The organism is Amycolatopsis coloradensis, from assembly GCF_037997115.1.
Lineage (GTDB): Bacteria > Actinomycetota > Actinomycetes > Mycobacteriales > Pseudonocardiaceae > Amycolatopsis > Amycolatopsis coloradensis_A.
The window spans coordinates 5,263,790-5,280,507 of sequence record NZ_CP150484.1 but is presented as its reverse complement, the minus strand read 5'-3'; the positions used below and the strand labels follow the sequence as shown (position 1 = coordinate 5,280,507).

General features: G+C 67.1%; 14 protein-coding genes. 2 read left to right on the top strand and 12 right to left on the bottom strand.

Annotation, left to right across the window (positions count from 1 at the left end):
• Positions 1-48: 48 nt before the first annotated feature.
• From LCL61_RS24655 to LCL61_RS24620, 8 genes are all read right to left on the bottom strand, one after another.
• A complete protein-coding gene (locus tag LCL61_RS24655; protein WP_340681909.1) occupies positions 49-228 on the bottom strand; it encodes a hypothetical protein in 180 nt (59 codons plus the stop codon).
• Entirely contained in the window at positions 225-902 is a 678-nt protein-coding gene (locus tag LCL61_RS24650) for a hypothetical protein (RefSeq protein ID WP_340681908.1), read from the bottom strand. Before LCL61_RS24650 ends, LCL61_RS24655 begins: the two co-directional genes overlap by 4 nt.
• 40 nt (positions 903-942) lie before the next feature.
• Positions 943-1,299, bottom strand: a complete 357-nt coding sequence (locus LCL61_RS24645) for a hypothetical protein (RefSeq protein WP_340681907.1) — start codon at positions 1,297-1,299, stop codon at positions 943-945.
• A gap of 20 nt (positions 1,300-1,319) precedes the next feature.
• A complete protein-coding gene (locus LCL61_RS24640; protein WP_340681906.1) occupies positions 1,320-1,619 on the bottom strand; it encodes a hypothetical protein in 300 nt (99 codons plus the stop codon).
• The gene (locus tag LCL61_RS24635; protein WP_340681905.1) at positions 1,616-1,933 is read right to left on the bottom strand and encodes a YbaB/EbfC family nucleoid-associated protein; all 318 of its coding nucleotides are present in this window, start codon (positions 1,931-1,933) and stop codon (positions 1,616-1,618) included. The genes LCL61_RS24640 and LCL61_RS24635 overlap by 4 nt, the downstream gene beginning before the upstream one ends.
• A gap of 109 nt (positions 1,934-2,042) precedes the next feature.
• Positions 2,043-3,770 carry a sodium:proton antiporter gene (locus LCL61_RS24630; protein WP_340681904.1) on the bottom strand — a complete coding sequence of 576 codons (1,728 nt, stop codon included), beginning with the start codon at positions 3,768-3,770 and terminating at the stop codon, positions 2,043-2,045.
• 158 nt (positions 3,771-3,928) lie between these two features.
• A complete protein-coding gene (locus LCL61_RS24625; RefSeq protein WP_340681903.1) occupies positions 3,929-4,624 on the bottom strand; it encodes a glycoside hydrolase family 12 protein in 696 nt (231 codons plus the stop codon).
• A gap of 38 nt (positions 4,625-4,662) precedes the next feature.
• Positions 4,663-7,650, bottom strand: a complete 2,988-nt coding sequence (locus tag LCL61_RS24620) for a glycoside hydrolase family 3 protein (protein WP_340681902.1) — start codon at positions 7,648-7,650, stop codon at positions 4,663-4,665.
• A 249-nt stretch (positions 7,651-7,899) separates the two neighbouring features.
• Here LCL61_RS24620 and LCL61_RS24615 point away from each other — a divergent pair, with 249 nt between their 5' ends.
• Positions 7,900-10,086 (top strand): glycoside hydrolase family 3 C-terminal domain-containing protein, encoded by a 2,187-nt coding sequence (locus LCL61_RS24615; RefSeq protein WP_340681901.1) that lies wholly within the window; start codon positions 7,900-7,902, stop codon positions 10,084-10,086.
• Between the two features lie 38 nt (positions 10,087-10,124).
• On the top strand, positions 10,125-11,132 hold the full coding sequence (locus LCL61_RS24610) for a LacI family DNA-binding transcriptional regulator (protein WP_340681900.1): 1,008 nt from the start codon (positions 10,125-10,127) through the stop codon (positions 11,130-11,132).
• 231 nt (positions 11,133-11,363) lie between these two features.
• On the opposite strand, the gene yicI is transcribed toward LCL61_RS24610, so the two are convergent.
• Genes yicI through LCL61_RS24590 form a run of 4 tightly spaced genes read right to left on the bottom strand, consistent with a single transcriptional unit; the run spans position 11,364 to position 16,640 of the window.
• Positions 11,364-13,676, bottom strand: a complete 2,313-nt coding sequence (gene yicI / locus LCL61_RS24605) for an alpha-xylosidase (protein ID WP_340681899.1) — start codon at positions 13,674-13,676, stop codon at positions 11,364-11,366.
• A complete protein-coding gene (locus LCL61_RS24600; RefSeq protein WP_340681898.1) occupies positions 13,673-14,485 on the bottom strand; it encodes a carbohydrate ABC transporter permease in 813 nt (270 codons plus the stop codon). The genes yicI and LCL61_RS24600 overlap by 4 nt, the downstream gene beginning before the upstream one ends.
• Positions 14,482-15,366 (bottom strand): sugar ABC transporter permease, encoded by an 885-nt coding sequence (locus tag LCL61_RS24595; RefSeq protein ID WP_340681897.1) that lies wholly within the window; start codon positions 15,364-15,366, stop codon positions 14,482-14,484. The genes LCL61_RS24600 and LCL61_RS24595 overlap by 4 nt, the downstream gene beginning before the upstream one ends.
• Positions 15,363-16,640 carry an ABC transporter substrate-binding protein gene (locus tag LCL61_RS24590; RefSeq protein ID WP_340681896.1) on the bottom strand — a complete coding sequence of 426 codons (1,278 nt, stop codon included), beginning with the start codon at positions 16,638-16,640 and terminating at the stop codon, positions 15,363-15,365. Before LCL61_RS24590 ends, LCL61_RS24595 begins: the two co-directional genes overlap by 4 nt.
• Positions 16,641-16,718 lie beyond the last annotated feature (78 nt).

Below are 16,718 nucleotides of genomic sequence, written 5' to 3'. Positions count from 1 at the left end.
GAGGGGTCCCCATAGGACATTTCGTCCTATGGGGACCCGCCGGGGTCACTACCAGGCCTTCCCGAACTTGAGCCGGAACTCAGGATCCTCCTCGGCGGGCTTGCCCGCCCCCCTGATCCTGGCCTTCGGCTTGCCCGCCTTCTTGCGTTTGGCGGCGAGTGTCTCCGGATCCCACGGGTTCTCGAGCAGTCGTTCGCCGTCGGGCTCTTTCGTCGGTTCGTCCGTCACTGCGCGGCCGCGGGTTCCTTCGGCACCGGCTTGACCCCCCAGAGTTCGGGGTTCCCGGCCGCCTCGGCCATCTCCTTGACGTCACTGAAGTCGTTCGCCTGCCGGGCGAGGAACACGCCCATCTGGCGCAGGTCGCCCATTTTGCGGACGGAGGCCTCGACCAGATCGCTGACGTTCTGGACGAAACCGTTGAGCAGGCGGATGACGTTCGCGGCCTCACCGAAGGGGTTGATGAGGTCTTCGAGGAAGTTCGCCGAAGCCTCGGCGATCTGGTTGGCGCACTCGCTGATGAAAGCGATCGCGTCGCCGTAGGTCTCGTAGACGATGTCGATGCAGCTCTCCATCGTGCCGGCGATCTCGTTGAACACACCTTCGTTGCGGGAGATGCGCTTGGTGGCGTTGATCGCGTAGGTGTTGTACGAGTCGTACCCGCCGCCCTGCCAGTACGCGGCGAGGTTGTTGCGCGAGTCGTCGATCGCGGTCTCCGAGTCGACCATGTACCAGGCCTGGCCCCACCACACGGCCAGTTCTTCCATCCGATCGGCGTTGCCGAAGAGGAGATCCCGGATCATGAACAAGGTGTCGAGGGCACCCTTGTGCTCGTGCTCTTCGGCCTTCTCCTGGACTTTCTTGGCCGCGTTCTCAGGCCACTCGGCCTTCTGGCGTGTCGCCATGCTCTGTTCTGTTCCTTAAGTTTCGAGTGTGTGCCGGGGCCTAGAAGCGGCTGTCCGCAGCGTCGTCGTCGCCACCCATGTATCCGAACTTCTCGTAGTACTCGGCGTCGCGGTTTTCGTACTCCTTGGCAACCTTGTCCAGGTTGCCGCGGACCTCGTCGATCTGCTCGATGCCGATCCGAGCGGTCTTCAGGATGGTCTCGCGGGCGACGTTGTAGTCCGTGGGGAAACCGGTCTTCATACCGAGCAGCCCCATGTCGGCGGGGGCCATGGCCGCGTAGTCGCTGCCGCGGTCGACGAACTCCCGCCAGGCGTCCCCGGTGGTGACCCACGCCTCGGTGTTCTTGCGGAGGGCGTCCGGTACGACGTAGTAACCGGTGCCTTCGATTCGAGCCAAAGTCGTTCTCCGTTCGGTGATCAGCGGGGGCGCGAGGCGGTGAGGGCCTGCTGCCTGAGTGCCTGCGCGTGCTCCTCGGCGGCGACGATCGCCTCCAGCAGGCTCTCGCTCAACGCCTGGGCCGTGGTGTAGGGGAGGTTTTCGAGGTCGATTTCGATGCGTTGCAGCTGGCCGGCACCGGAGACCTCGACGACGCCGAGCTCGCCGGGGATGTCGACCTCGATGGCCTGCTCCCTGGCGTTCGCGAGCGCTGTCGTGAGCGCGGCGTCGCGCTCCTCGATCTCGCTGACCAGGTTCTCCAGCCTGCGCCTGCGGCTCAAGCGCGCACCCCCGGGAGGATTCCTGCGGCCTTCTCGCGGCCTGCCGCGCCGGCCGCGGCCCGGGCTGCGACGATGGCTTCGATGGTGTCCGGGCCGATGTTCTGCGGGTAGGCCTGACGCAGCGCCTCGGCGCTCACGTCGAGGTCCGTCAGCCGTCCGTTGCCGTCCACTTCGGCCTCGACGAGGCCGCTATCCGAATGACCGGTAAAACGTTCTTCGGCCTGTTCGGCGGCGAGGCGTTCGAATTCCGCGGCCTTGGCCTCCCAAACGGCCATTTCCGCAGCCGTGGGCGGAGCCCAGTCGTATCCGTTCATACCGCGCATGTAAGCATCGTTGACTTTGCCGATGCGGACGGTTCGGGGCAAATGCCGGAGACATTGTGTCCTAGATCACTATCGCCGCCTTGTCGGCTCCAGCGGTCGGTCACGACGCCGGTTTATCCGCCAGCTGCTCGAGGCGGGCCATCTCCACGTCGAGGGCTGTTTGCGCCCGGCTCACCGTCTCGGAACTGTATCCGCCGCTCGACCGGGCTCGCTGAAGGCGTTCGGACTGTTCGGTGAGGACACGCAAGCGCAACCGCAGATATTGCTGCACGCTCTCGACCTGTTCCGGCGCCGGACGGCCCGCAGTCGCTTTGCCCGGGACGCGCACGTCCGAGCGCACCCGGTCCAGGACCGCCTCGCTGAACGGCCCGTCGGCCGGATCGTCCAAAACGGACTTCGCCGCGTCGGCGAGCTCGGTCATGAGCCGGACGTACTCCTGGCGCGCCCGGTCCGGATCCTCCTCGGGCACACGCGCCGCACGGATGACCGCCGGGAGGGTCATCCCCTGGACCAGCAGCGTCGTGGTCGCCACCACGTAGGCGATCAGGACCAGCAGGGCGCGGTCCGGGGTGTCCTGCGGAAGGGTCTGCGCCGCCGCGAGGGTGATGGCGCCGCGCATCCCCGCCCAGCCGAGCACCACACCGCCGCGCCAGCCCAGAGTCTCGGTGAGCCGGAACTCCACGTCCGCGGCGGCGCGATCGAGCCGTTTCCGGAAATGCGCCACCCGTCTCGGTGACGCTTTGTCCAGCCGCTCGGTGACGGCGGGATTCGACTCGTCGCCCCGCAGCACCGCCTGCGTGGTCTCCAGTCGCGGTTTGAATCGCGCGGCTTTTCGCTGCTCGCGGTACAGGCCGGCGACCAGCGGTCCGACGAAGACGACGCGCGCGACGATGACGAGCGCCGACGCGGCCAGGCCGATGGCGAGCGCGCGCCAGACGCTCGAACCGTCCTCGTGCACCTCGTCGACGAGGGTCTTCACGCTGAGTCCCATGAGCAGGAACATCCCGCTCTCCAGCAGGAACGCCGCGGTGCGCCAGTTGACGGTCTCGGCGAGGCGGTCCGTCGCGCGCAGGTGCCGCGGGGCGAGATGACCGGTTACCAGGCCGGCGACGACGACGGCGAGCACGCCCGAGGCGCCGGCCTCTTCCGCGGGAAGGAAGGCGATGAACGGGACCACGAACGAGATGGCCGTGTTGAGCACGGCGTTGCCCAGCAAGGCGCGCGCCCGCACGTTGACGACCCCGACCAGGATCCCGATCCCGACCGCCACGACGACCGAGAAGACGAACTCGCCCACCACGCCCCAGACGGACACCGACCCGGCGACCGCGGCGACGGCGGACCGCAGCAGCACGAGCGCTGAGGCGTCGTTGACCAGCCCTTCGCCTTCGAGCACGGTCAGCAGCCGGGGTGGCAGACCGAGTCGCCGCCCCACGGACGTCGCCGCGACGGCGTCGGTGGGGCTGATGACCGCGCCGAGCGCGAACGCGGCGGGCCACCCGATCCCCGGCACCAGCCAGTGGAACAGCCAGCCGGCGCCCAGTGTCGTCCCCACCACGAGAAGGACCGCGAGGCCGGTGATCGGCCGGATGTTCCGTCGGAAGTCGACCATCGGCATGTTCACCGCCGCCGAATACAGCAGCGGAGGGAGCACCCCGGCGAGGATCAGCTCGGGTTCGACCTCCGGATGCGGGACGCCCGGCAGAAAGCTCAGCCCGATCCCGGCCACCACGAGGCTCAGCGGAGCAGCCAGGTTCAGCCGTTCGGAGAACGCGGCCACCACCACGATGAGGACGACGCCGAGCACGGCGACGAGAGTCAGGTTCACCGGCTGTACATGTCCTCTCGCCGTTCGCGCCACTCAGAACATGTCCATTGGTGACACGACGGCACCGGACCCGCAAGTCGGAGCGGTACGGTCGGGCATCTCCGCCGGTGCGGACCTGATCCAGGCGGGGTCGTGTGTGTCGCGAAAGTGGCTACCGATCAGGACGACGAGACGGAATAACTGTTCGACGAGAAGTTCATGCCGCCGCTGGACGACGTGATCTCGAAGCCGAACTGCACTTCACCGACCGTCACGTCGCCGTACCAGCCGCGATTCTTGATCCAGTTCAGCACGGCGAGCACGTCGACCGAACCCGCGTTCGTGTTGGAGGTGCGCAGGAAGGAGAACACCGCGTTGGCGCCGTTGCTCCCCCGGTAGACGTCCCAGGTGTGGCCGCCGACCGCCACCGTGGTCTCCTTCGAACCGATCGCGCCCACGGCACCCTGCTTGTTCATCCACAGCATGATCTCGTAGGCGTTGTTGTTCGCCCAGATGTCGTACGCCGTCGCGTAGGCGCCGCCGCCCGGCCTGGAGACGTCGAAACTGCTGGAAAGGCTCCGCAGACCGCTCAACTGGCGGCCGACGTTCTTCGCCGAATGCGGATACGACTTCACTCCGCCGGTGTTCGGGTGGTTCGCCCAGACGCCGAAGTTGCTGTAGGAGTTCGCCCAGATCGACTGCGGGCCGGCGCCTCCGCCCCAGACGTTGTTGCGGACGGTGTAGCCGCCGTTCGACCAGCTCCCCCACTTGTCCGAAGAGCTCCAGGTGGCGGCCTGCGCCGTCCCTCCTATCGTCAGGGTGGCGACCAACGCCATGACGACACTGCTCAACAAGGATCGTGCTTGCCTACGCATAGCCGGGTTCCTTCCGTGTCTTTTCACCAAATGGACCGCTACCGCAGAGAAAACGTGCTGATTCTCGAATCGGCGGTGAAGACGAGGTAGACGTCGTGTCGCCCGTTCAGCCCGGACAACGTCGCGGTGGTCGTCGAGTACGTGTACTTGTCGCCGGTACTGGCGATCTGCGCGGTTCCGGCCAGCCTGCCGCGCGGGCCGCCGAGCCGGATTTCCACCGTGGACGTTCCTGGTTCGGCGCGAGCCGTTCTGGCGGTGAACGTCCGTGCCCCGGAACGGAAGTCCACGTCGCTGAAGCACAGCCAGTCTCCCGCGCCGACTCCGACGGCGTCGCCACGGACCTTGCTTTCGTCGGTTAGTTCGACGCCCGAGTAGTCGTCGAAGTCGATCGCCCTGGTGTTCCGCGTCAGGTCGCGCGGCGGGATCTGCTCGCCACGAACGGGGATCGCCGAGCGCAGCCGGATGTCGGCGGCGGACGCACCGACCATCACCTCGTGGACGGACGATTCCAGCACCCATTTGCCCCGGGTGACGTCCCAATGCCGGAGGTCGGGCACCGACAGGCGCACCGTCTTGGTCTGCCCTGGTTCCAGGTGCACCCGTTCGAAGTCGCGGAGCCGCTGATTCGGCTGCTTGTCGCGGGACACGAGTTGATGGGTGTAGAGCTGCACCACCTCGTCACCGGCACGTTTCCCGGTGTTGGTCACCTTCACCGTCGCTTCGAACGTCCCTTGTGGACCCGGATTGCCGAGACGCAGGTCGCTGTAGCGGAAGTTCGTGTAGGACAGACCGTGACCGAAGGCGTAAAGCGGATCACCGGTGAAGTACTGGTAGGTGCTGCCGCGTTTCATGATGTCGTAGTCGAGGATGTCCGGAAGATCGGCGTCCGAGCGGTACCAGGTCTGGGTGAGCCGGCCCGCCGGGTTCACGTCGCCGTACAGCACGTCGGCGAGCGCGTTGCCGGTCTCCTGGCCGGCGTGCGAGGTCCACACGATCGCCGGGATGTTCTCCTGCTCCCAGTTCAAGGTCGTGGGATAGCTGTTCTCGACCACCACGACGGTGTTCGGATTCGCCTTGCGCACGGCCTTGATCAGTTCGCTCTGGCTCTGGGCCAGCGCCGTCGTGGTGCGGTCGTGGTCTTCCCGGCCGTTGATGAACGGCATGCTGCCCACGACCACGACCGCCGTTTCGGCCGATCGTGCCGCCTTCACCGCGCTGTCGATTCCCGAGGTGATCTGCTCCTTGCGGAACTTGGTCGCTCCCGCCGCGTTCGGCGAGCCCAGGGTCAGTGTGCCGTCGGCGGCTACGGTGAGATAGTTGTTCGGCCCGTCCCAGTCGTTCGGAAGCTCGTAACCGGCGTACCTGATCACGACCGTGCCGTCACCCGCGTCCTCCAGTTTGAACTGCTGGTGGACGAACCAGTCCCGCGGCTGCGGCGCCTGGTTGAGGAACGGGCTGGTGGCATCGGCGAGGTTCTGCCGCTCGACGTATTTCCCGTTCGCGACACTGCGCAACGTCAGCACACCATCGCCCCACTCGAAGGCGTCGAACTGCTCCGTGGCCCCGGCACTGGTGGCGCCGGTCTTGAGCACCGCGCCCGCCTCACCCGCGCCGCCGCTGAGGTACCTGCCGGTGGCGGCGTCGCGCAAGGCGATCCTGTCGACGGCCTCGGTGTCGGTGATCTGTGCCCCGCCGCCGAGCCGCGCGCGGATCCCGTCCACCGGGGTCACCTTGTACGGCAGTCCGCCGGAGTACCAGTCGGTGTACAGGGTCTTCTCCAACGGCCCGATGACCGCGACTCCGCGCTTCGGGTCCAGCGGCAGCGCGCCGCGGTCGTTCTTCAGCAGCACCATGGCCTCGCCCGCCGCCTTGCGGGCGAGCTGCCGGTGCGCCGGACTGTTGACCACGTCCTTGCCGATCTTGGCGTACGGGCCGCCGTCCGGATCGAAGTCGCCGAGCCGGAAGCGGACGCTCAGGACGTGCTTCACCGCCTTGTCGATGTCGGCCTCGGCGAGCAACCCCTTGGCCAGCGCGGACGTGATGATCTTGATGGTGGGGCCGGGGTTCTGGTTGTCGACGGTGAAGCCGTCCAGACCGGCTTTGAGGGTGGCCGCGAACCCTTCCTCGTTGGTTCCGTAGTACTTCTCGGAGCCTGTCAGGTTGTACGGGGCGGACGCGTCGCTGACGTTGTAGAGCGTCTTGTCGGTCCACGTCCGCACGACGTCGTCAAGGTCGGGGTTGACCGTCGCGGGCCGTCCGTTGACGAGGTTGTACGACCCCATCACGCCGGTCGCCGCGTCGGCCGCGATAGCCGGTTTGAACGCCTGCTCGTCGTATTCGCGCAGCACTCGCGGGCGCAGGTTGGACGACGTGGTGTCGCGGCGGATCTCGTTGTTGTTGGCCAGGTAGTGCTTCAGCACCGGAGCGGTCTTGAGGTACTGGGGATGGTCGCCGGTCATCCCCTTGCCGTACGCCGTCGAGATCGCCCCGGTCAGCAGAGGATCTTCCGAGTAGCCCTCCTCGTTGCGCCCCCATCGCGGATCACGCAGCAGGTTCACCACCGGTGCCCACAGCTGGAGTCCCCAGAACCCGGGGTCCTGCGAGTGGTAGCCCCGCGCCTCGTCACCGACGACCGCCCCGACCTGTTCGATCAACGCGGGGTCCCACGTCGAAGCGAGCCCGATCGCCTGAGGGAAGACCGTGGCGCTCGCGGTCACGACGGCGCCGTTCGTGCGTTCCGTCGTCCAGCCGAGACCGTGGAGGGCCTCGGTTCCCGTCTTGAATTCGGGGATGCCCAGCCGCGGGATCGCCGGCTGGAATTGGTGCAGCAACGACACCTTCTCCGCCAGGGTCAGCCGCCGCACCAGATCGTCCACCCGAGTGGTCAGCGGAAGGCCAGGATCACGGAACGGAAGAGCGTTCAGCTCGTCCGCGACCGCGGGTGACGCGAGGCCCAGCACCAGGGCGATCGTCGTGGTGAACATGCCCATCCGGCGTAGGCGGGCGAGGAGAGTTGCTCTGCTCATGAAGACTCCATCGCGAGTAATCGAAGCGCTTCGACGAAACGGGCGGCGATATTCGGCGAGTTTCGAGCGGTGGTGACCGTGTGGCGATCGAGCGAGAGATTCGATTGTCGAATCGATTCGACAGTCGCGTTACGGCGATGTTAGCGGACAGGACACGACGAGACAATGCTCTCGGCCGCGTCGTGCCAGCGGTGTGTCCGTCTGGCACTCTCGAACACAGTGGACAGTTGCCGGCCGGAAGGAATCCCGTTGACCTCGATCGAACCCACCGGCCTCTCGCTCGAGCAGAAGGCGTCGCTGCTGTCCGGCCGCGACTTCTGGCACACCGAGGCGATCGAGGTCGCGGGGATCCCGTCCATCCTGCTCTCCGACGGCCCGCACGGCCTGCGACGGCAGGACAACGCGGCCGACAATCTCGGCGTGCACGACAGCGTGTCCGCCACCTGTTTCCCGCCGTCGGTCGCGGTGGGTTCCAGCTGGGATCCCGAGGTCGCCGCGCGGGTCGGCGCGGCCATCGGCAGGGAAGCCCGCGCGGCCGGGGTCTCGGTGGTGCTCGGCCCCGGTGTGAACATCAAGCGGTCCCCGTTGTGCGGCCGCAATTTCGAGTACTACTCGGAGGACCCGTTGCTCAGCGGGGCGCTCGCCGTCGCCTACGTGCGGGCCATGCAGGCCGAAGGCGCGGGAGCCTCGGTGAAGCATTTCGCGGCCAACAACCAGGAGACCGACCGGATGCGGGTCAGCGTGGAGGTCGACGAACGGACCCTGCACGAGATCTACTTGCCGGCGTTCGAACGCGTCGTGACCGAAGCGCACCCGGCGACGGTGATGTGCTCGTACAACCGGGTCAACGGCGTCTACGCCTCCCAGAACCGCCGTCTGCTCACCGACGTCCTGCGCGACGAATGGGGTTTCGACGGTCTGGTCGTCTCGGACTGGGGTGCGGTGAACGACCGCGTCCCCGCGCTCACGGCGGGGCTCGACCTCGAGATGCCGGGCACCGGCGGCAGCGGCGACGCCGAGATCGTGGCGGCGGTCCGGAGCGGGGAGCTGGACGAAGCCGTCGTCGACCGGAGTGTCCGCCGCGTTCTCGCCCTCGCCGGCCGGGCGTTGCCGCCGAGTGGCGACGTGGACCCCGACGAGCAGCACCGGGTGGCGAAAGAAGTCGCCGCCGGCTGCGCTGTCCTGCTGAAGAACGACCGGGACACGTTGCCCCTGACCACGCGATCCGCGGTGGCGGTCATCGGCGAGTTCGCCGCGAACCCCCGCTTCCAGGGCGGCGGCAGCTCCCACGTCAATCCCACCAGGGTCGATACCGCGCTCGACGCGATCCGGGAGCTCGGAGAATCCGTGACCTACGCGAGCGGCCTGGCCGACAACGCCGTCGAGGTCGCCCGTGAGGCCGACGTCGCGGTGGTCTTCGCGGGTCTGAGCGAAAGGGACGAATCCGAGGGGTTCGACCGGGACACCATCGGCCTTCCCGCGGCACAGGTCGAGCTCATCAAGGCGGTCGCGGCAGCGAGCACGCGCACCGTGGTCGTCCTCTCCCACGGCGGCGTGGTGTCACTGGAGGGTTGGCACGACGACGTCGACTCCATTCTCGACGGCTGGCTGCTCGGCCAGGCCGGCGGCAGGGCGCTCGCCGACCTCCTCTTCGGTGTCACCAACCCGTCAGGTCATCTCGCCGAGAGCATTCCGTTGCGTTTGCAGGACAACCCCAGCTATCTCAACTTCCCCGGCGAGTCGGGCCACGTCCGGTACGGCGAGGGAGTCATGGTCGGTTATCGCTACTACGAGACCGCCGAGGTCGCGGTCCGGTACCCCTTCGGCCACGGCCTGTCCTACACCACCTTCGAGACCGCCGGCCTGACGGTCACGGCGACGGGCGACGACTCCGCCACCGTCGCGGTGACCGTTACCAACACCGGAACCCGCGCCGGTAAACACGTCGTCCAGGTCTACGTCGCCACCAACGCCGCTCCCGTTCGCACCCCGGCGCGGGAGCTCCGCGCGTTCGCCAAGATCTCGCTCGAACCGGGCGAGACCCGCCGCGTCGAGCTCACCCTCGATCGCCGCTCTTTCGCCTGGTACGACGTCGAACTGAGCCGCTGGGTGGTCTCGCCGGGCGACTACACCGTCCAGATCGGCCGGAGCGCCGCGCATATCGTCGCCGAAGCGCTCGTCACGCTGGCCGGCGACGTCATCATCCCGGTCCTGTCGATCGACTCGACGGTCGAGGAGTGGTTCGGTCACCCGATCGTGGGTCCGGAGCTTGGCGAGTTGCTCGCCGGCCAGAGCGATCGGGCTGAGAGCAGCGCGGACTGGATGCGCATGGTCGCTTCGATGCCGATGCGCCAGTTCACCAAACTCATGGCCTACCGGGGTGTCTCGCTGCCCACTGACGCGTTGCCGCGGTTGATCGAACTGAGCAAGGGCTGAGCCCGTCGAATCGATTCGACGGGCACTATCATCGGCTGATGGTCACCATCGCAGACGTCGCCCGGGCGGCCGGGGTCTCCCCGAGCACCGTGTCCTACGTGCTGTCCGGACGGCGTTCGATCTCGGAGGACACCCGCCGCCGCGTCCAGCACAGCATCAGCGAACTCGGTTACCACCCGAACGCGGGCGCCCGCGCGCTGGCCAGCAGCCGCACCAACGTGCTCGCGCTCGTCGTCCCGCTGCGGACGGACCTGAACGTCCCGGTGGTCATGCAGTTCGTCGCGGCCACCGTCACCGAGGCACGCACCTACGACCACGACGTGCTCCTGCTGACCAAGAACGAAGGCCCGGACGGCCTGCGCCGGATCGCGGCGTCCGCCATCGCGGACGCGCTGATCGTGATGGACGTCGAAACCTCCGAGCCGCGTCTCCCGGTGCTGAGATCCTTGCACCGGCCGGTGGTGCTGATCGGAGTTCCCGCCGACCCCGGCGACCTGACCTGCGTCGATCTCGACTTCACCGCCGCCGGCGCCGCGAGCGTCACGCATCTGGCCGACCTCGGCCATCGCGAGGTCGCGCTGATCGGCCCATCCCCCGCGGTCTACAAACGCGGCACGAGCTACGCGGGACGCTTCCTGCGCGGCTTCCGCCAGACGGCCACGAAGCGCAAGGTGCGCGCCGGTTCGTTCCCGTGCGCGCCTTCCTACGACGCGCTGCGTGCCTGCCTCGACGACGTGTTCGCCAAGCACCCCGGCGTCACCGGGCTGGTCGTGCACAACGAGGCCATCCTCGGCCCATTGCTGTCCGAACTGAACCGTCGCGGCAAGCAGGTGCCCCAGGACATCTCGGTACTGGCCGTCTGCCCGGAGGACATGGCCGAGGCGCAGTCGGTACAGCTGACGTCGATCGCCATCCCGGCCGCCGAACTCGGCAGCCTCGCCGTCGAAATGGCGATGCGCCGTCTCGATGACGGAGGCCAGGCCGAGGTCCGGCTGCTGTCACCTCGCCTGACCGAACGGGGCAGCACCGGCGCGGTGCCTTCCTAAGCCCCGGTACCAGTGCTCCTTGCCCGCTCGAGTACATGAAGGTCGAGTTTCCTCGGCTGAGCCGAGGGAAGGGGGCTTCACGGACCCGGGCCAGGATTCAACCGCAGCCGGAAGCCACGTAGGTACCGAAGACCCCCTTGGCCCTAACGTCCTTACGGCCGGGTAATCAGCAGCACCGTCCGGCCGCCTTGCTAGGCCCGGTGTCGTGTCGCGAAAGCCACTATCGCGAGGTCAGACGTCCTGAAAGTGGCTTTCGCGACACTCAGGCCGTGCCCCAGGTGACCCAGCGCGGCCTTCCGAGGAGAAAGCGCCACGAATCGTCAGCGCGCTTCCCGTCGCCACGATCGTCTCGTCACCCCCGGGAAAGGCCACCTGCCAGCCATCGGGCGCGACGTCGACGTCGATGTGGACGCTGTCGCCCTCCCGGCGCGTGCGGAACGTCGAGCCGCCGACGGTGGTGGTGATCCCGGCGCCGTCCTCCAGCCGGTACGGCCGCAGCGTGACGCCGTCGGCGTAGTCGTAGTCCGGCCGGTCGTCGACGGCACCCAGCGGCAGAACGGTGTTGGGACGCACGAGCAGCGGGACGGTGAGCATGTCGCAGACGGTCGTCACCCACCGCGGCCCCTGGATCTCGTCGCCGGTGAAGAAGTCGGTCCACACACCGTCCGGGACGTAGTAGGTCACTTCGCCCTCGTCCGAAAACACCGGTGCCACCAGGAGCGAGTCGCCGAGCATGTACTGCCGCTCCAGATGGGCGCACGCCGGATCCGCCGGGAACTCCAGCGCCATCGCCCGCATCATCGGCGTGCCCTCGGCCGCCGCCTGTGCCGCCGCTTGCCACAGGTACGGCATCAGCCGCGCCTTGAGCTTGGAGAACACCCGCAGGACGTCGACGGCCTCCTCGTCGAACAGCCACGGCACCCGGTAGGACGAACTGCCGTGCAACCTGCTGTGCGACGACAACATCCCGAACGCGATCCACCGTTTGAACAGCGCCGGGTCCGGGGTGCCCTCGAAGCCGCCGATGTCGTGGCTCCAGTATCCGAAACCGGACAGACCGAGGGAAAGACCGCCGCGCAAGCTCTCGGCCATCGACTCGTACGTCGACTCGCAGTCGCCGCCCCAATGCACCGGGAACTGCTGAGACCCCGCGGTCGCCGAGCGCGCGAACACCACGGCTTCGCCCTCCCCGCGCCGTTTGCGGAGCACGTCGAAGACCGTCTGGTTGTAGAGATAGGTGTAGTAGTTGTGCATCCGCTCGGGATCGGATCCGTCGAAGTAGACGACGTCCGTCGGCACCCGCTCGCCGAAGTCGGTCTTGAAACAGTCCACGCCTTGTTCGAGCAGAGCGTCCAGTTTGGACGCATACCACTCACGCGCGGCGGGGTTGGTGAAATCGACCAGCGCCATCCCCGGCTGCCAGAGATCCCACTGCCACACGTCGCCGTTCGGTTTCCGCAGCAGGTACCCGCCCGCGACGCCCTCGGCGAACAACGGTGACCGTTGCGCCACATACGGGTTGATCCACACCGAGATACGCAGGTCCCGCGCTTTCAGCCGCTCCAGCATGCCGGCGGGGTCCGGGAACGTTCGCGGATCCCATTCGAAGTCGCACCAGTTGAACTCGCGCATCCAGAAGCAGTCGAAATGGAACACGCTCAGCGGCAGGTCGCGTTCGATCATGCCGTCGACGAATCCCGAGACGGTCTCCTCGTCGTAGGACGTGGTGAACGACGTCGACAGCCACAGCCCGAAGGACCACGCGGGCGGGAGCGTCGGTCTGCCGGTCAGCGCCGTGTACTTGCGCAGGATCTCCTTCGGGCTCGGGCCGTAGATGACGAAGTACTCCAGCGACTGGCCCACGACGCTGAACTGCACCCGCGACACCGCTTCCGAGGCGACCTCGAAGGACACGTGCCCCGGATGGTTGACGAACACGCCGTAGCCGGCGTTGGTCAGGTAGAACGGGACGTTCTTGTAGGCCTGTTCGCTGCTCGTCCCGGCGTCGGCGTTCCAGATGTCGACGACCTGCCCGTTGCGCACCAGAGGCCCGAATCGCTCGCCGAGCCCGTAGACCTGGGCTCCTACCGAGAGGTCCAGCTGGTCACGGACATGGTGCTCGCCGGCGAGGCTCATGAAGCCCATGCCCTTGGCCCCGCTGGTGGTGAGCACCTTGCCGTCCGCGACGAAGTCGACCTTCCATCCTTCGCCGCGGTGGAGCCGGACCGACAACGCGCCCGCGGTGAGCGTGTGCCCGTCCTCGGAGACTTTCGCCTCGTCGTCGACGGCCGACAGCTCGAAGCGGGGCTCTCGCGGCAGCCCGCCCTCGAAATGCGTGACGCTCACCCCGATCACGTCCGGCATCGGCGAGGAGAACCCGACCGTCGCCACCGGTCCCTTCAACAGGTCCCCGCGGTGGCGGATGCGATGGGTCGGCGCGTGCACCACGATCCGGCCGTCCCCCGCGGTGAGGTCGTACACCTCCACCGGATGCGCCGCCTGTACCCCGTCGCGCAGCAGCCAATAGCCGTTGCTGAACTTCATTTGACCGCCCCTGCCGTGATGCCACGTGTCAACGTCCGCTGGAAGATCAGGAAGAAGGCGATCGCCGGGATGACCCCGAGCAACGCCGAGGCACTGGTCATGGTCGCGTCCATCATCCGCTGGCCCTGCAGCACACCCAGCGCGACCGGGACGGTCTGGGTGTCGTTCGAGATCAGCAGGATCAGCGGCAGGAAGAACTCGTTCCACGTCCAGATGAAGAAGAACACGAACAGCACGCCGAGGGTGGGCCTGCTGATCGGTACCACGATCCGCACCAGGGTCTGCCATTTGTTCGCGCCGTCGAGATAGGCGGCTTCGAGCAGCTCGTGCGGGAATCCCACGAACGTCGAGGACAACAGATAGGTGCCGAACGCGGCCTGGATGATCGTGAAGATGATGATCACGCCGAGCTGGGTGTCGTAAAGGCCGGTCTCGTTGGCGAGGAAGTACAGCGGGTACGCCAGCGCTTCCTGCGGCAGCGTGTTCGCGATGAGGAACGCGACCAGGATCCACGTCCGGCCGCGGATCCGGCCGATGCCCAGCGCGTAGGCGTTCAGCACCGAGATCACCACCGCGAGCACCGCGACCGACCCGCTGATCACGACGCTGTTGAGCAGTTTCTGCCCGAACCCGACCCGGACCCAGAAATCGATCAGCCCCTGCAGGTACACCCCGTCCGGAAAGGACAGTGGGCCGTCCGCCGCGTATTCGGCCGGGGACTTCAGCGCGTTCAGCGCCACGACCAGGAACGGCGCCAGCATCACGACCGCGAGAACGATCAACGACCAGAGCGTCACGTGCCGTTTCACGCGTGCTCACCCCGCCTCTGGATCCGGAGGAACACCGTGGTGAGCACGAGGATCAGCACGGTGAGCACGGTCGCGATCGCCGCGCCGTAGCCGACCTGCGTCTTCTCGAAGAAGTTCTGGAACGAGTAGTACGACGGCACATTGGTGGACCCTCCGGGGCCTCCCCTGGTCAGCACGTAGATCGGCCCGAACACCTTCAGCGCGGCGATGGTGCAGGTCAGCAGGACCACGAAGACCTCGGGCCGCAGCTGCGGCACGGTCACATGCCAGAACCGGCCCCACCACGCCGCGCCGTCCAGTTCCGCCGCCTCGTGCAGTGAGGGATCGGCACGCTGCATCCCGGCCATGAAGATCACCACCGGATAGCCGACCTGGATCCACACCATCACGCCCATCACGCTCCACAGCGCGACATCCGGATCGCCCAGCCAGTTCTGGGCGAGCGAGCCGAGCCCGACGGCGGAGAGAAGTTCGTTCACCGCGCCCTCAGGGGCCAGTATCCAGCTCCACACGATGCCGGCGACCGCGATCGGCAGCACCTGCGGCAGGTAGACGCAGGCCCGAAGCACGCTGGCCGCCCGCGTCCCGAACCGTTTGGCCACGAAATCGAACAACGCGGCCGCGATCACCAGCCCTGCCACCGTCGGCACGATGGCCATCGCCACCACGAGCCCGAGGTTGTGGCGGAACGACGCCCAGAAGACGTCGTCCGCGAACAACCGCCGGTAGTTGTCGAGCCCTGTCCACTTCGGATCGCCGGCACCGGACCACTGGGTGAAGCTGATGCCGATGTTCATCGCGAACGGCACCAGGATCACCGCGATCAGCAGCAGCGCGCCGGGGATCAGGAAGAGCAGGTAGTTTCCCCGTCCCCTGGTCATTTGCCGACGTTCGCCAGATTCTCTTCGTAGGGCTTGGCGAGCTCGTCGAGCACCTGCGACGGCTGGGCGCTCGAGGTGATGAGTTTCTGGGTCGCCGAGACATGGACGTCGTAGTAGCCGGGAGCGGGCCAGTCGGGGTAGAACGCCAGTTTGTCCTGTGTGGACAGAGCGGTGAAGTCCTCCACCAGATCCTTCAGCCGCGGCTCGGCCGGTGGCGTGGGACCGTTCACCACCGGGACGCCGCCGGCCTCACGCAGCTTGTCCTGGATGGGCTGGGACATCGTGATCGCGATGAAGTCGAGCGCGAGGTCGCGGTTCTTCGACCCCTTGGGGATGACCCACATGTTGCCCGCGGAACCCGCGGTCATCCCCGGCCAGGGGACCGACCCCCACTGGAAGTCCTTGATGCTCTGGACCAGCCTGCCGTACCACCAGCTGCCACTGATCATGATCGGGTACTTGCCCTGCATGAACGACATGCCCATGGCCTCGGCGTCGACCCCGGCCGATTCCTTGCTGATGTACCCCTTCTTCACCCAGTCGGCGAAGGTCGTCGCGCCGTAGGTCCACGCGGCGTCGTGGAAGTCCACCTTGCCGGTGTAGCGCTGGTAGCGGTCCACCCAGCCGCGGTCGGCCTTGGTCAGGGCCAGCTGATACAGGACCTGGTGCGCCGGATACTCCGACCCGCCGACGGCCAGCGGGGTGATCCCGGCCCCGGCGAACTTGTCCATGGCCGCGGTCAGCTGCTCGATCGTCCGGGGCTGTTCGAGTCCCTGCCGCGCGAACATGTCCTTGTTGTAGAAGATCTTCACGTACTCGGCGTAGTTCGGGATCCCGTACCACTTCCCGGATCCCATCACGCCGTTCTCGTCGTAACGGGCGGTGGTCTGGAGTGCCGGGGTGAGCTGCTTGTCCCAGCCGCGTTTGGCGACCTCTTCGCTGATGTCGGTCAGCAGTCCCTGTTTGGACAGCAGTCCCGCGGTGGCGTTCCCCTTGTTGTATTCCAGGACGTCCGGCGCGTCGCCCGAATTGAGCACCATCGGCGCCGTCTTCTGGATCTGTTCGAAGCCCTTCTCCTCGAAGGCGACCTTGACGCCGGGATGGCTCGCTTCGAACTGCTTGATCGCCTCGGCCCAGGCCACGCCCATCGCGCTGTCCGGCGGCTCGTAGTGCCACAACTTCAGGGTCTTCGGGTCGCCGCTGCCGGATCCGGACCCGCAGCCCGCGATGGCCAGCATGGCGACCATCGCGGCGGCCAGTACTCGCTTCGACATCAGAGGTTCCCTCCAGAGAAGTCGGTGATGCTCGCCGGCCATCGTGGCCTCCCTCGGAATCCGCGGTGACCCGAACTG

Bases quoted from the DNA above. Each gene is read 5' to 3' on its own strand.
- LCL61_RS24650 (WP_340681908.1), bottom strand. From the start codon at position 902: ATGGCGACACGCCAGAAGGCCGAGTGGCCTGAGAACGCGGCCAAGAAA.
- LCL61_RS24635 (WP_340681905.1), bottom strand. From the start codon at position 1,933: ATGAACGGATACGACTGGGCTCCGCCCACGGCTGCGGAAATGGCCGTT.
- LCL61_RS24625 (WP_340681903.1), bottom strand. From the start codon at position 4,624: ATGCGTAGGCAAGCACGATCCTTGTTGAGCAGTGTCGTCATGGCGTTG.
- LCL61_RS24620 (WP_340681902.1), bottom strand. From the start codon at position 7,650: ATGAGCAGAGCAACTCTCCTCGCCCGCCTACGCCGGATGGGCATGTTC.
- LCL61_RS24610 (WP_340681900.1), top strand. From the start codon at position 10,125: ATGGTCACCATCGCAGACGTCGCCCGGGCGGCCGGGGTCTCCCCGAGC.
- yicI (WP_340681899.1), bottom strand. From the start codon at position 13,676: ATGAAGTTCAGCAACGGCTATTGGCTGCTGCGCGACGGGGTACAGGCG.
- LCL61_RS24595 (WP_340681897.1), bottom strand. From the start codon at position 15,366: ATGACCAGGGGACGGGGAAACTACCTGCTCTTCCTGATCCCCGGCGCG.
- LCL61_RS24590 (WP_340681896.1), bottom strand. From the start codon at position 16,640: ATGTCGAAGCGAGTACTGGCCGCCGCGATGGTCGCCATGCTGGCCATC.